The following is a 14,752-nucleotide window of genomic DNA, read 5'->3' as shown; positions in this document are numbered from 1 at the left end:
ACGGAGATCGTTTCTGCCCGTAAATCCGTTTCAGGCAAAGCCTGTCATCGTCAAACGTAACGGTTGACGACATTTTCTAGAAATTCCTGACGGCCGGATTTCGGCTCAGGATTGATGTTTTCACGCTCCACCCTGGCGGTGATCTCTTCCAGCGTGTAATCGCCGCGCAGCAATTTTTGTGCTTCCGGGCTGTCCCACTTGGCATAACGCTCGGCAAGCGGCTTCGACAGCGCGCCATCCTCCAGCATTTTTGCCGCCGCCTTCAGGCCGCGAGCGCATGAATCCATGCCGCCGATATGGCCGATCAGCAGGTCTGCCGGATCGATCGACTGGCGGCGCAGCTTGCTGTCGAAATTGGTGCCGCCGGTGGTAAAACCGCCCGCCAAGAGCACCTGATAATAGGCCAGCGCCATTTCCGGCACGTTGTTGGGGAACTGGTCGGTATCCCAGCCGGACTGGTAATCGTTGCGGTTCATGTCGATCGAACCAAAGATGCCATGCGCATTGGCCAGTGCCAGTTCATGCTCGAACGTATGGCCGGCCAGAATGGCGTGGCCCTGCTCGATGTTCATCTTCACCTCGTTTTCGAGGCCGTATTTCTTGAGGAACCCGTATACCGTGGCGACGTCGTAGTCATACTGGTGCTTGGTCGGCTCCTGCGGTTTCGGTTCGACAAGGATCGCACCCTTGAAGCCGATCTTGTGCTTGTAATCGACAACCATGTGCAGCATGCGCGCCATCTGGTCGAACTCACGGGAAAGGTCGGTATTGAGCAGCGTCTCGTAGCCTTCGCGACCACCCCAGAGCACATAATTCTCGCCGCCGAGCTTTTTCGTCGCGTCCATGCAGGTCTTGATGGTGGCGGCCGAATAAGCAAACACATCCGGATCCGGATTGGTGGAAGCACCCGACATGAAACGGCGGTTGGAAAACAGGTTCGCCGTGCCCCAGAGCAGCTTGACGCCGCTTTCGTCCTGCTTCTGCGCAAAATAATCGACGATCTCTTCGAGGTTTCTGGTGTTCTCGGCAAACGTCTTGCCTTCCGGGCGCACGTCGGCGTCGTGGAAGCAATAATAGGGTGCGCCGAGCAGCGAGAACATTTCGAAGGCGACATCGGCCTTCAGCTTGGCCTTTTCCATCTCGCCGTCATACCAGGGACGATCGAACGTGCGGCCGCCAAACGGGTCGCCGCCTTCCCAGGCAAACGAATGCCAATAGGCGACGGCAAAACGAAGATGATCCTCCAGCCGCTTGCCGGCAACGATCTCGTCGGGGTTATAGAAACGGTAAGCCAGCGGATTGGTGCTGTCCGGGCCTTCATATTTGATTTTCTGGATATCTCCGAAAAAGCCGGTCTTCATATGGGTCTCCTCCCTGAAAAGATGATTGTGATGGTTTCTGCATTGACCTGAGGTACGTAAATCAGAATATGACGTACGTACCTCATTGCAAGGTAAAAATCGCCGCAGGGCAGCGATCTTCGGTTTTGAAAGTGGTGGTGGCGGGCTGTTGCGCACTCGCCGCCGAAAGCAGGCTAGTATCAGTTGGGCGATGCCTCTTGCTCCCAACAATCTCCCTCCTTGAGGGGGAGATGTCACCAAAGGTGACAGAGGGGGGTGAGCAACGGCGCGGCGAATGTTTCGAAAGCGGCATTGGCGCCAGAAACACCCCCCTCTGTCCTGCCCGACATCTCCCCCTCAAGGGGGGAGATCGGCTAGACGCACCCTTTGCATTCCACATCCTCCCGCCAACCCCGAGGATCACTCCTCCCGAAAAATCACCCCGCCAACGCGCGGATGGCCGGATAGGCCGCACGATACCGGCCATAAGCCGCCTCGTACGCTTCCGACAGACCAGCAACCGGATCGATCGTGGTTTCCGTCTTCGGTGCGGTGCAGACGGCAAGCGGATCGGCACCCGTGGCCGCGATCAGCCCCAGACGCGCAGCACCGAAGGCGGCACCGAAATCGCCATCGGCCGGGATATCCACCGGCACGCCGAGCGAGGTTGCAATGGAAGCAAGCCAGTAACGCGAGCGCGAACCGCCGCCGATGGCGGTAACGCGGTCGATCTGCGTACCGGCCGATTTCAGCGCTTCGAGATTATCACGGATGGCAAAGGTCACGCCTTCCAGCACGGCCTGCGTCAGCACCACCCGGCTCGACTCATGCTCCAGCCCGAGGAAGGCACCGCGAATGACCGCATCATTGTGCGGCGTACGCTCGCCGGAAAGATAGGGCAGGAAGGTGACGCCCGACGGTGCCTTCAGCTCATCGCCCAGTTCCGCCACCAGATCGGCGGCGGGCTTGCCGCTCACCTTCGAATGCCAGTTCAGCGCATCGGTGGCCGAGAGGATGACGCCCATCTGGTGCCACGTCTTTGGCAGCGCGTGGCAGAAGGCATGCACGGCACTTTCCGGCTTGGGCAGGTAGCTGTCGGTGGCGGCAAACAGCACGCCCGACGTACCGAGCGATACGAAAGCGCTGCCATGCGAAACCGTGCCCATGCCGATCGCCGAGGCAGCATTGTCCCCTGCCCCGCCGGCAACGACGACACCGTCCGCCATGCCCCATTCGGACAGCAGTTCGCCGCGCAGCTTGCCGGCCTGATCCGTGCCTTCCACCAGCGACGGCATCTGCTGTTCGGAAAGATCGGTCGCAGCCAAAAGCTCCGCCGACCATTTTCGCGCACCCGTATCAAGCCACGACGTGCCGGCAGAGTCGGACATTTCGGAAATGTGCTCACCCGTCAGCCAAAGACGCAAATAGTCTTTTGGCAAAAGCACCTTGGCGACCTTGGCAAAAATCTCCGGCTCGTTGTTCTTCACCCATGCCAGTTTTGGCGCGGTGAAGCCCGGAAAAACGATATTTCCGGTGAGTTTTCGAAAAATCGGGTTGGCGTCGAGCGCAGCTGCTTCCTTGTGCGAACGCGTGTCGTTCCACAGGATGCAGGGGCGCAAAACCTTGTCATCGGCATCGAGCAGCGTCGCACCATGCATCTGGCCGGAAAGGCCGATGCCTTTCACGGCCGCCAGCTCCTTGGGGAACTTCTGCTTCAGCCCGGCAACCGCTTCCTTCGTCGCGCGCACCCAATGCTGCGGATCCTGCTCCGACCAGCCGGGATGTGGGCGCGAGACATCGAGCGAACCATTGGCCGAACCGATGATCTTCTGATCGCCGTCGATAAGCAGCGCCTTGACGCCGGACGTGCCGAGATCGAGACCGAGATACATGCTGTTTCCTTTCCTCCCGCCGCCTTCAGGGCAGGTTGTCCTTCAAGAAAATGTCTATGCGAATACGTTCCTGCGCAGCGATCACAGGTAGGCCGTCGGCCTTTGCCTTCAAGACGCGGATGGCGCTGCGCACCTCGTGTCCGGCATCCTGATTGAGCACGGCATCGATCGTGCCATTGACCAGCGCGGCGCTGCTGGCCTCCGTCAATTCATGCAGGATGACGACCGGAGCGGGCGAAAGCGGCCGCTGTTCCAGAACCGGCAGCAGACCACGATTACCGGCACCGAGACTGTAGATGCCACAAATGTCGGGATGCTGGCGCAGGGTCTCACCGATCAGCCTTTCCACCAGAGCCGGATCATCGCGGCCCTCGACGGCCGGCAGCAGCGTGAGGTGCGAAAAATTCTGGGCCATCACTTCGGAAAAGCCATCGAGACGTTCGCGGTGGTCGCGCACCATCAGCGAGCCGGCAAGTGGCACGATCCTGCCCTGCCGTTGCCCAAGAAAACGGCCCATCAGCGTGGCGGCGGTGCGTCCGGCGGCGATATTGTCGATACCGGCATAATGATCGCGCAGCGACTGGCCCAGATCGGAGACCAGCGTCACCATCGGAATGCCGGCGGCGGCCACGCGGGCAGCGGCGTCACGCACGTCGGGCGCATCGACGGCGACAAAGGCGACACCGGCAGCATCACCGCCCGCCACCTTGTCCAGCGCCGCAACAAGTGCCGTACTTTCCAGCGCCGGCACATCGATCACCTCGATCCGCGTGCGCTCAGTGCTGGAACGCCCGATGGCCGCTTCCACCTCGCGGCGCAGGCCGAGCATGAACGGGTTTTCGTTGACCGGCAGAATGAAAACGAAGGGATAAACGCGGCTTTTGGCAAGATTGGCGGCGGCGACATCACGCACATAACCGAGGGCGGCAATGGCCTCTTCCACCCGCACCCGCGTGCCTTCACGCACACCTGGCCGCGCATTCAGCACGCGATCGACGGTGGCAAGGCTGACGCCGGCACTTCTGGCGATGTCATGGACCGTCGGCTTCATGCGCACTCCTCCGCTGCGTGTGGTAGCGAAAAAGCTGAGGTACGTAAATCAGATTTTTGATAACTCTTGCCTTGGAATACAACTTATGGAAGAATTAAGTAATGTCGCGGTGAATACGATGAAGATTGCATCAAGAATCATAATCACAGTGATCAGCTTTGCGAGTGTATTAATTACGCTCATAATCACTGCTGCCATCATTACATGGACGCTGTCCATTCTTATTCCAGAACAATTAGGAAGTAGGTTGGCGGAAGACGCTCTTAGATCACTAGGGTTGTCATACACCCGATACAGAGGGCCATCCGATGCAGACTCTGGAGTTATGAATCATGAGAAAGCGGTTGCCCGCATATTAACTTGCAGAAAAATTACTAACGAAAAGCAATTGGAAGAGAGCGACAAGCGCATACTCAGACCATCCATAAGAAATGAAGAAATTAATATTTCATATGCTATAATAGATCTAAACACAAGCGAAAGAAGAATATCATTCATGTCTGCGGAGATAGTTCAAAAAAGATATGAATTTCAAAATGAAAATGATCGAAATTATAAATATATGCAATATTCAACGTTCGCAACAATAATAATAGGAATGTTAACGACCGCATTCATAAGCTTGAGTTCATCAAAAATATTTAAAGACGAAAGTAATATTTCGGCAACAGTTCAAATTTTAGCAATATTACTTCCGGCAATAGGAACAGCTCTGGCAGCAGTAGTTGCATTTTACAATCCAACAGAAAAATATGCGAGAGCAAAACAGGCATCCACCAGCCTGGGTCAACTTCACAGGGACATTTCTACAGAAATATATAAAATTGACTGCATAAATAATTTAAATGATGAAAAACAAAGGCAACTATCAACAAAAATAGACGGGTGGGAATCACAATACGGAAATGTACTGAATATTGCTGCGGCACGCGACCTTACACAACAAGGAAACTCATCTTCCGGGACGGGAAACAGAGCAGAAGGACACTAAAGGGAAGAGGCCGCTGCTTATAACAGCGACCCCGATACGCGCGGTGGATCTTTTACAAATTCTCAGTGGCCGCCGCCACCGCCTCCGCCACCCTGCGGCGCAGGTTTGGCGATTGCGGCAACACCCAGGATCATCAGGCCAAACAGCACGGTGAGGATCATGAAGACGTCGCTGAACGACATCACCACGGCCTGTTTGGTCGCCAGCTGCACCATCTGCTTGATGGCGCCGGTCGCGCCATCAAGGCCATAGGCATTGAGGTTGGCGGCCATGCTGTTGAGCTGATCGACGGCGGCCTGATTGCCCCAATCGAGATTTTCGCGCAGCCGTTCGTAATGCACGTCTTGACGGTTGGACAAAAGCGTGCTGATGACCGCGAGGCCAACGGCGCCGCCGAGGTTACGCGTCAGGTTGAACAGGCCGGATGCGCCGCGGATACGGGCGGGAGACAGCGTGCCGAGTGCGATATTGTTGATCGGCACCATGCACATCATCAGCCCGAAACCGCGCAGGATCTGCGGAATGAACAGCTCGTAGAAATCCCAGTCGGCGGTAATGCCGGTCATGATATAGGTGCCGGCCGCAAAGCTGATGAAGCCGAGCACCATCATGGCCCGCAGATCCATGATGGTCGAAAGCTTGCCCGCAATCGGCGCGGTAAAGAACATCGCCAGACCCGAAACGAACATCGTCTCGCCGATCATCAGGCTGTCATAACCGCGGATACGACCGAGATAGACCGGATAGATATAGGTCAGACCGTAAAGCCCGATGCCCATGACGAAGGAAAAGATCGAGCCGAAGGCAAAGTTGCGGTTGGCAAAAGCGGTCAGATCCACCACCGGAAATTCCGAGGTGAAGGCCCGGTAGAAGAACACGACCGCACCGGCAACCGAAGCAACCGCGCCGATGACGATCATGTGGTCGTTGAACCAGTCGTTGGAATTGCCCTCTTCCAGCACATATTCCAGCGCGCCGAGAAAAATGCCCATCGCGGCCAGACCGGTCCAGTCGAATTTCTTGAACAGCGACAGTTCCGGCTTGTCGAAATCGATGAAATTCCAGGTGACGATCGACACGATAATGCCGGGAATGATGTTGACCAGAAACAGCCAGTGCCACGAAAAGGCATGGGACAGATAACCGCCGACGGTCGGGCCGATGGTCGGTGCCAGCGTTGCGATCAGGCCGATGATCGGCGAGACGATAGCGCGTTTCGACGGCGGGAAGATGGTGAAGGCCGCCGCGAACACGGACGGGATCATGCCGCCGCCGATAAAGCCCTGGATGGCGCGGTAGACGATCATCTGGTCGATATTGGTCGCCGTGGCGCAAAGCGCACTCGCGATGGTGAAACCGGCGGCCGAGAAGGCAAAAAGATACCGGGTCGAGACGATACGCGCCAAGGTGCCCGACAGCGGGATCATGATCACTTCCGCGATCAGGTAGGATGTCTGCACCCAGCCGATCTCGTCCGAACCGGCCGAAAGACCCGCCTGGATTTCAGACAGCGATGCCGACACGATCTGGATATCGAGGATCGACATGAACATGCCGAGCACCATGGCGAAGAAAGCGATCAGCTTTCTCCGGTCCATGGGGGCATCCGCCGGCATCGCTGCCGCGGGCGTCGATCCTGCAGTCGTCTTTGCGCTCCCAGCCATGGGACCACCTCCGCCCTTGATCAGGGCTGTTAGATCCGAACCGGGTTAGTTCTGCGGTGCCGTGCGCGTGTCGACATCGACGACGACGCTCAGGCCCGCCCGCAGACGGCCGCTATCAAGCGCATCCTGCGGCAGGGCGATACGCACCGGCACGCGCTGGATGATCTTGGTAAAGTTGCCCGTGGCGTTTTCCGGCGGCAGCAGCGAGAACACAGAGCCCGAAGCCGGCGCGATCGATTCCACAGTGCCGGTGATCGCATCGTCGCTATAGGCATCCACATGCACCTTCACCTTGGAGCCCGGCTCCAGATGCTGGATCTGCGTTTCCTTGAAATTGGCGTCGATATAGAGCTGGCGCGTCGGCACCAGCGCCATCAGCCGCTGGCCGGAAGAAACGAGATCGCCCTCCTGCACCGAACGATTGCCGACGACACCGTCATACGGCGCCTTCAGGATGGTGAAGGAAAGATCGCGGGCCGCCTTGTCACGCTGAAGTTCAAGGCCGCGAATCTGGCCTTCGGCCTCGCGCTTCTGGGCGTCGAGGATCTTGATATTGGCTTCAGCGCTGGCAATGCCGGCCTGGCCACCGACGAGGTTCGCCTTGGCCTGATCAAGCGCGATATTGGCGCTGTCGAGATCGGCGGCAGTACCGGCCGACTTGGCCTGCAATTCCGCCTGACGCTTCTGGGTGATTTCAGCACCGCGCACGGCGGCCTGCAGGGCAACCTGCTGGGCTTGCGCCTGTTCGACGCTGGCATTGCCGGCGGCAATCTGCGCATCGATGCGCGACAGCGACAGTTTTTGCGTTTCGATGGCGGCATTGGCCTGATCGAGCGCGTTCTGGTAATCGCCATTGTCGAGCGTGACGAGCGTATCGCCGGCCTTGACCTGCTGGTTGGCAACCACATTCACCTTGGAGACGAAAGCCGTCACCTTCGGCGTGATGGTGGCGATATCACCTTCGATATAGGCGTCATCGGTCGAAACCATGAAGCGGCCCGTCGTCCACCACTCGTAACCATACCACGCGCCACCGGCGAGAAGCGCCAGCACGACGATGGGCAGAACCACGCCACGCTTCTTTTTCTTCGGCTCGGCCTTCTGTTCGGCGGTCGCGGCAGCAGCAGCCGTCGGTGCAGTCGGCGGGCTTGCCGGCGCTTCCGTGCGGGCTTCGGCCTTGTCGTCTTCGACGGCTTCGAGCTTGACAGCGCGTGCAGCGCCGGAATTTTGAGATGCGTTCATGGTATCGACCATCTACATAGGGAGAGCGGGGCACCAATCGAACCGATCGGTTTAATCGGGCTTGACTTAGAACTTTGCAAACCACATATCAAGGGCCAATCGAACCGATCGGTTCGAAATGATGAAAAAAGGTAAAATGGACAGTTCCAAGACATTGCCGATTACCGAGACGTCTTCGCCCGCAGGCCGTTTTGCCGCCGGCGCGGACCCGGCAAAACGCGAGCAGATCGTCGACGGTGCTAAACGCGTCTTCATGCAGAAAGGTTTCGATGCCGCCAGCATGAACGATATCACCCGCGAGGCCGGCGTCTCGAAGGGCACGATCTACGTCTATTTTGCCAACAAGGAAGATCTCTTCATTGCCATGGTGGAACGCGAGCGCGCCGCCTTTCTGGCGGCACTGCGCACCGTTCTTGCCGGCAACGAGAATGTCGAGACGGGTCTCACCGAGTTCGGCATCAAGTTTTTAGAACATCTGACCGACGAAAAGATCGTCAACGCCATGCGCACCGTGCTGGGCGTGCGCGAACGGATGCCGGATCTCTGTGCCCGCTTTTTCCGTGGCCCGCAGAACCTGCGCACCGTGTTGCAGGATTTTCTCACCCTGCATGTCGAGGCGGGTTCACTCAAGATCGACGACATCGATCTGGCCTCCGGTCAGTTCCTCGATCTCGCCAGCGGCAGCTTTTTCAAGTTCCGCCTGTTCGGCACAATGCCGGAAGCACCGCCGCGCGAAGAGATAGAGCGCGTCATCCGCGGCGCCATCCATGTTTTCATGGCAGCCTATGGGACAAAAAAAACCAGCTGAGCTGCGGAATAATAGTCATGTCGCGCACGTATACCCCAGACGTGCGCTTGTTTCTCTGAAACCGGCGACAATATATCTTGTCCATAAAGCCCCGACGTTTCAGGAGAACACTACCCCATGCAAGACATCATGCTGCTCATCCAGGATCCGACCGCCTGGGTGGCGCTCGTCACCCTTGTCGTCATGGAGGTGGTGCTTGGCATCGACAACCTCATCTTCATCTCGATCCTGACCAACAAGCTGCCGCCGGAACACCGTGACAAGGCCCGCAAGATCGGTATCGGCCTCGCACTCGTCATGCGCCTCGGCCTGCTCGGCACCGTCGCCTGGATCGTGCAGCTCACCAACCCGGTCTTCGAAGTGTTCGGCCATCCCTTCTCGTGGAAGGACATGATCCTGATCGCCGGCGGCCTGTTCCTGCTCTACAAGGCGACCAAGGAAATCCATCACAGTGTCGATCCGGTCGACCACAAGGACGACATGGTCGGCGCTGGCGAAAAGGTCGTGCAGATCACCTTCGCCGCCGCCATCACCCAGATCCTCATTCTCGACCTGGTGTTTTCGATCGACAGCATCATCACCGCCGTCGGCATGACGCCGCACCTGCCGATCATGATCGTCGCCGTCGTTGCCGCCGTCACCGTCATGCTGCTGGCCGCAAACCCGCTCGCCAACTTCATCGAAAAGAACCCGACCATCGTCATGCTGGCTCTGGGCTTCCTGCTGATGATCGGCGCGACACTGATCGCCGAAGGTTTTGGCGTGCACGTGCCGAAGGGCTACATCTACGCTGCCATGGCCTTTTCCGCGCTGGTCGAGATCCTCAACATGGTCTCACGCAACGCCCGCAAGAAGAAAAAGAGCGGTGAGACGACGCTGCATTAAAACAAAATACAAAGGGCGCCGCGAGGCGCCCTTTCCTATTGCGGGATGAGATTGATCTCCAACCGCGATCCCGTCGCCTTTGCATAACGCCGCAATGTCGAAAGCGAGGGAGACACTCCACCGCCTTCAAGCCTGGCAATGGCGGACTGGGTCGTGCCGATCCGCTTGGCAAGCTCCGCTTGTGAGAGATTGGCGTTGCTACGCGCGCGGACCAGTGCTTCGATCAGGCTGAATTCGGCATCGGCCTTTTCATATTCCGCACGAAACTCCGGGTTAGCCATCAGCTTCTTCTTGAGTTCTGCTATCCGCGTCATGGCTTTATTTCCTTCATTCGTTTTCTGGCAATTTCCAAAGCGCGCATGGGTGTTTTCTGTGTTTTTTTGATAAACACATGCAGAACCAGAACTTTTCGCCCTGTCACTGTCACGTAGATACCGCGCGCAATGCCTTCCGACGCCTTCGCACGAAGTTCCCAAAGCTTGCCTTCGAGATGCTTCACATGCGGTTCGTGGAGATTATCCAGACCAACATTTTCGATTGCTTCGATGAGACGGATCAATCTGGCCTGAAGACCGGGCGGCAAAGCCTCGATCTCAGGATCAGCTGCCTTGTCAATTTCGACAATCCATCTCATTTACGCTATATAGCGTTATCGCTATAAATCTTCAAGAGCCGACTAGAATCTACCCCTTCGCCAGCTCCCGTTCCAGTGCCGACACAAGCCGGTTGTCCTGCGGCTCCACATCCGGTGCAAAACGGGCAACAATCCTGCCATCGCGACCGATCAGAAACTTTTCGAAATTCCAGACGATCTCGCCGCCATCCTTCAATTCCAGACCCAGAGCCCGCAATCTCTCCTTCATCGGCCCGTCGCCGGTGGTCGGCAATTCAACGGAGGTCAGCGCCTTGTAGAGCGGATGCTGGTCCCGGCCCTTCACCGAGATCTTTGAAAAGATCGGGAATTTCACGTCATAGGTCAGCTGGCAGAACTCGACGATCTCCGCATCCGTGCCCGGTTCCTGCTCCTTGAAATTGTTGGCCGGGAATGCCGCGATTTCGAAGCCTTCGCCACGCTTCTCCTCATAAAGCTTTTCCAGCCCCTCATACTGCTTGGTCAGCCCGCATTTGGAAGCGACGTTGACCACCAGAATGACCTTGCCCTTGTATTCGGACAGCGAAGTCTGGCGCCCGTCGGCCAGAGTGACGGGGATGGACAGAATATCTGTCATGAAATTCTCCTGATGCGGCGATGCGGATGACGCATCCTATCCCGCGCCCGGCCATTGTCCAGCATGGCAAAAACCGTTTAACCCGCCGCAGTTGTTTGAAACATTTTTGCGGCTGAGGCATTATCACGCAAATTTCCTACCTCCCCTCGCAGTCGCCTCCGGAGCCCCATGACCACGCAGCAGATCCTTGCCTTTGCCGTTATCGCGGCGATGATGGCCGTGTTCATCTGGGATCGCTTTCGCTATGACGTCGTCGCCTGCTGCGCGCTGGTTCTGGCCGTCACGGTGGGCGTGGTGCCGTTCGACCAGGCATTTTCCGGCTTTTCCGATGATATCGTCATCATCGTAGGCTCGGCACTGATCGTGTCGGCCGGCGTCGCGCGCTCCGGCATCGTCGATGCCGCCATCAAGAAATTCTTTCCCAATCTCAATTCGCTGCACACCCAGCTTGCACTGCTGATGATCGTGGTGGCGCTGTTGTCCGCCTTCATCAAGAACATCGGCGCGCTCGCCATAATGATGCCGGTCGCCTTCCAGTTCGCCAAGAAATCCGGTGCATCACCATCGAAATACCTGATGCCGATGGCCTTTGCGGCGCTGCTCGGCGGCTTGATGACGCAGATCGGCACCTCTCCGAATATCGTCGTGTCGCGCATTCGCGAGGAACTGACCGGCCAATCCTTCACGATGTTCGATTTCACGCCGATGGGCGCGCTGCTCGCCGTCGTCGGCATCACCTTCCTGCTCTTTTTCCACTGGCTGGTTCCGAGCCGGACCAAGCAGAACAATTCCCTCGAGGAAGCGGTCGAGATCAGCAATTACACCGCCGAAGTGACGATCACACCGCAATCGACCGTGCTAGAAAAACGCCTCGGCGAACTGTTGAAACTGGGCGATGGCGAAGTCATCGCCAATGCCGTTCTGCGCGGTCCCTCTCGTATGGCGCCTTTTCCGGACCTGACATTGCGCGACAACGATATCGTGCTGCTCGAAGGCCCGTCCAAGGCCCTTGATCGCATCGTCTCCGGTGCCAAGCTGCAGCTTTCCGGCAAGCCACTGATGGAAAACGGCAAGGATCAGGCCGATGTCATCTCCATCGAGGCGATCATCAGCCAGGAATCGTCCCTGCGCGGGCTCTCGGCAAAAGATCTGTCACTGTCCTACACGCGCGGCGTCAATCTTCTCGCCATCAGCCGGCACGGTGAGCGGCTGAAGGAGCGGCTGGGCACCCTGACGCTGATGGCCGGCGATATCATCGTGCTGCAGGGCAGCCGCAAGAACATGCCGACCATCATGCAGGACTTTTCGCTTCTGCCGCTGGCCCAGCGCGAAGTGCTGCTCGGCACGCGCCGCCGCGCCGTCATTCCGCTGATCATTCTCGCACTCGCCATGGCCGCCACCGCCGTCGGTCTCGCGCCGGTTCCGGTTGCGTTTTTCGCGGCGGCGCTTGGTATGGTGGTTTTCCGCGCCATTCCGCTCACCGATTTCTACAAGTCGGTGGATGGCCCGATCCTCGTCATGCTGGCGGCGCTGATCCCGGTGTCGGACAGTCTGCGCACGACAGGCGGCAGCGAACTGATCGCCGGATGGCTGGGTCAGGCGGCGGCCACCCTGCCGGCCTGGGGCGCGCTCGGCCTTATCCTCGTCACGGCCATGGCCGTCACGCCCTTCCTCAACAACGCGGCAACCGTGCTGGTCATGGGGCCGATCGCCGCCAGTTTCGCCACCAATCTCGGTTTCAGGCCGGAAGCCTTTCTGATGGCGGTGGCCATCGGCGCCGGCTGCGATTTCCTCACCCCTGTCGGCCACCAGTGCAACACGCTCGTTTTCGGCCCCGGCGGCTACAAATTCTCCGATTATCCGAGGCTTGGTCTGCCATTATCCTTCCTGATCATATTGGTGAGCATCCCGGCGCTGCTCTATGTCTGGCCAGTCAGTTGATGCTGGTAAGACACTGCTAGGGCCGTTAGGCCTAAAATTCTTGACGCTGCCAGCTGAATATGGCCTAAGCCTGCACCAATCCCTATTCCCGGAACAGGCTTGGCGCCGCCCTATCTCTACGGGTAGCGCGCCTTGAAAAAGAGCAGCACAATGATCCATCCGACCCCGCGCGTCCGTATCGCTCCCTCGCCGACCGGCGAACCCCATGTCGGCACCGCCTATATCGCCCTTTTCAACTACCTCTTTGCCAAGAAGCACGGTGGCGAGTTCATCCTGCGCATTGAAGACACGGATGCCACCCGCTCGACGCTCGAATTCGAGGAACGCGTTCTGGACGCGCTGAAATGGACCGGCCTGACCTGGGCGGAAGGCCCGGATGTCGGCGGCCCCTATGGTCCGTACCGCCAGTCCGAGCGCAAGGACATGTATCAGCCTTACGCGCAGGACCTGCTCGACAAGGGCCATGCCTTCCGCTGCTTCTGCACGCCCGAGCGGCTTGAGCAGATGCGCGAAGGCCAGCGCGCTGCCGGCAAGCCGCCGAAATACGATGGCCTGTGCCTCAGCTACAGCGCCGAGGAAGTCACCTCGAAACTGGCAGCCGGCGAGCAGTCCGTCGTGCGCATGAAAATCCCGACCGAAGGTTCGTGCGATTTCACCGACGGCGTTTACGGCGATGTGTCGATCCCGTGGGACTCGGTCGACATGCAGGTGCTCATCAAGGGCGACGGCATGCCGACCTATCACATGGCCAACGTCATCGACGACCACCTGATGAAGATCACCCATGTCGCGCGCGGCGAGGAATGGCTCGCATCGGTGCCGAAGCATATCCTGCTGTACCGCTACTTTGGCTGGGAAGCGCCGGTGTGGATGCACCTGTCGCTGATGCGCAACGCCGACAAATCCAAACTGTCGAAGCGCAAGAACCCCACATCCATCAGCTATTACTCCGCTCTGGGCTACCTGCCGGAAGCGCTCATGAACTTCCTCGGCCTGTTCTTCGTGCAGATCGCCGAAGGCGAAGAGCTGCTAACCATGGAAGAGCTGATCGGCAAGTTCGATCCGGAAGCGCTGTCCAAGGCCGGCGCGATCTTCGACCTGCAGAAGCTGGACTGGCTGAACGGCCGCTGGCTGCGCGAGAAACTCACGCCGGAAGAATTTGTTGCCCGCACGCTGGAATGGGCGCTGGAAAACCAGCGTCTGACGGAAGGCCTGAAGCACTCGCAGAGCCGTATCACCAAGCTAGGCGACCTGCCGAACCTTGCCGGCTTCCTGCTCGCCGCCGACGTCAACCTGACGCCGGCCTCGTTTGCGGGCCTGAAGACGTCTCCGGAAGATACGCTTGTGATCATCAACACTGTTCAGGCCGACATCGAAAAGATGATCGAATGGAACGTGGAAGCGATCGACGCCGAACTGCGCGCTGTCGCCGACAAGCTGGAGAAGAAACTGCGCGTCGTCACCCCGCCACTGTTCATCGCCATGTCCGGCTCGCAGCGCTCGCTGCCGCTGTTCGATAGCATGGCCATTCTTGGCCGCTCGGTGGTGCGCCAGCGTTTGAAGATTGCCGCAACGGTCGTCGCCTCGATGGTGGGCGACGGAAAGTAATTGCCCAGGCGGCGATTTTGCACAGACGCCGCTCCGCCCTCAGCCGTCATCCTCGGGCTTGACCCGAGGATCTGCAAGGTTAGCTAAGGGTGAGGCGAGGC

13 protein-coding genes are annotated in these 14,752 nt (G+C 58.4%); 5 read left to right on the top strand and 8 right to left on the bottom strand.

Going from position 1 to position 14,752, the window contains the following annotated elements; translation table 11 throughout:
• Positions 1–50: 50 nt before the first annotated feature.
• The 3 genes from xylA to EDF70_RS01315 all read right to left on the bottom strand — a co-directional run bounded on the left by xylA (position 51) and on the right by EDF70_RS01315 (position 4,283).
• Entirely contained in the window at positions 51–1,361 is a 1,311-nt protein-coding gene (gene xylA / locus EDF70_RS01325; protein WP_132271454.1) for a xylose isomerase, read from the bottom strand.
• A 416-nt stretch (positions 1,362–1,777) separates the two neighbouring features.
• On the bottom strand, positions 1,778–3,232 hold the full coding sequence (gene xylB / locus EDF70_RS01320; RefSeq protein WP_132271453.1) for a xylulokinase: 1,455 nt from the start codon (positions 3,230–3,232) through the stop codon (positions 1,778–1,780).
• Between the two features lie 25 nt (positions 3,233–3,257).
• Complete coding sequence (locus EDF70_RS01315; RefSeq protein ID WP_132271452.1) at positions 3,258–4,283, bottom strand: LacI family DNA-binding transcriptional regulator; 1,026 nt, start codon at positions 4,281–4,283, stop codon at positions 3,258–3,260.
• Positions 4,284–4,401: 118 nt separating this feature from the next.
• Between EDF70_RS01315 and EDF70_RS01310 the strand changes: the two genes are divergently transcribed.
• Positions 4,402–5,274 carry a DUF4231 domain-containing protein gene (locus EDF70_RS01310; RefSeq protein ID WP_165931914.1) on the top strand — a complete coding sequence of 291 codons (873 nt, stop codon included), beginning with the start codon at positions 4,402–4,404 and terminating at the stop codon, positions 5,272–5,274.
• A 62-nt stretch (positions 5,275–5,336) separates the two neighbouring features.
• Here the strand turns inward: EDF70_RS01310 and EDF70_RS01305 are convergent, their stop codons facing one another.
• Complete coding sequence (locus EDF70_RS01305; RefSeq protein WP_132271450.1) at positions 5,337–6,938, bottom strand: DHA2 family efflux MFS transporter permease subunit; 1,602 nt, start codon at positions 6,936–6,938, stop codon at positions 5,337–5,339.
• A gap of 45 nt (positions 6,939–6,983) precedes the next feature.
• On the bottom strand, positions 6,984–8,180 hold the full coding sequence (locus EDF70_RS01300; protein WP_132271449.1) for an HlyD family secretion protein: 1,197 nt from the start codon (positions 8,178–8,180) through the stop codon (positions 6,984–6,986).
• Between the two features lie 136 nt (positions 8,181–8,316).
• Between EDF70_RS01300 and EDF70_RS01295 the strand changes: the two genes are divergently transcribed.
• Together EDF70_RS01295 and EDF70_RS01290 are read left to right on the top strand one after the other, a co-directional pair.
• A complete protein-coding gene (locus tag EDF70_RS01295) occupies positions 8,317–8,988 on the top strand; it encodes a TetR/AcrR family transcriptional regulator (RefSeq protein WP_132271448.1) in 672 nt (223 codons plus the stop codon).
• Positions 8,989–9,105: 117 nt separating this feature from the next.
• On the top strand, positions 9,106–9,873 hold the full coding sequence (locus EDF70_RS01290; RefSeq protein ID WP_132271447.1) for a TerC family protein: 768 nt from the start codon (positions 9,106–9,108) through the stop codon (positions 9,871–9,873).
• Positions 9,874–9,908: 35 nt separating this feature from the next.
• Here the strand turns inward: EDF70_RS01290 and EDF70_RS01285 are convergent, their stop codons facing one another.
• From EDF70_RS01285 to EDF70_RS01275, 3 genes are read right to left on the bottom strand one after another with little or no spacing between them, the layout of a single operon-like run.
• Entirely contained in the window at positions 9,909–10,187 is a 279-nt protein-coding gene (locus tag EDF70_RS01285) for a helix-turn-helix domain-containing protein (protein ID WP_132271446.1), read from the bottom strand.
• Positions 10,184–10,507, bottom strand: a complete 324-nt coding sequence (locus EDF70_RS01280) for a type II toxin-antitoxin system RelE/ParE family toxin (RefSeq protein WP_132271445.1) — start codon at positions 10,505–10,507, stop codon at positions 10,184–10,186. Before EDF70_RS01280 ends, EDF70_RS01285 begins: the two co-directional genes overlap by 4 nt.
• 49 nt (positions 10,508–10,556) lie before the next feature.
• Positions 10,557–11,102, bottom strand: a complete 546-nt coding sequence (locus EDF70_RS01275) for a glutathione peroxidase (protein ID WP_132271444.1) — start codon at positions 11,100–11,102, stop codon at positions 10,557–10,559.
• 168 nt (positions 11,103–11,270) lie between these two features.
• Here EDF70_RS01275 and EDF70_RS01270 point away from each other — a divergent pair, with 168 nt between their 5' ends.
• Both EDF70_RS01270 and gltX read left to right on the top strand, forming a co-directional pair.
• A complete protein-coding gene (locus tag EDF70_RS01270; protein WP_132271443.1) occupies positions 11,271–13,043 on the top strand; it encodes an SLC13 family permease in 1,773 nt (590 codons plus the stop codon).
• Between the two features lie 150 nt (positions 13,044–13,193).
• Positions 13,194–14,651 (top strand): glutamate--tRNA ligase, encoded by a 1,458-nt coding sequence (gltX, locus tag EDF70_RS01265; protein ID WP_132271442.1) that lies wholly within the window; start codon positions 13,194–13,196, stop codon positions 14,649–14,651.
• Positions 14,652–14,752 lie beyond the last annotated feature (101 nt).

Source organism: Neorhizobium sp. JUb45 (genome assembly GCF_004343585.1).
Lineage (GTDB): Bacteria > Pseudomonadota > Alphaproteobacteria > Rhizobiales > Rhizobiaceae > Neorhizobium.
The sequence above is the reverse complement of the archived record's forward strand: the minus strand, read 5'-3'. Positions and strand labels throughout refer to the sequence as shown.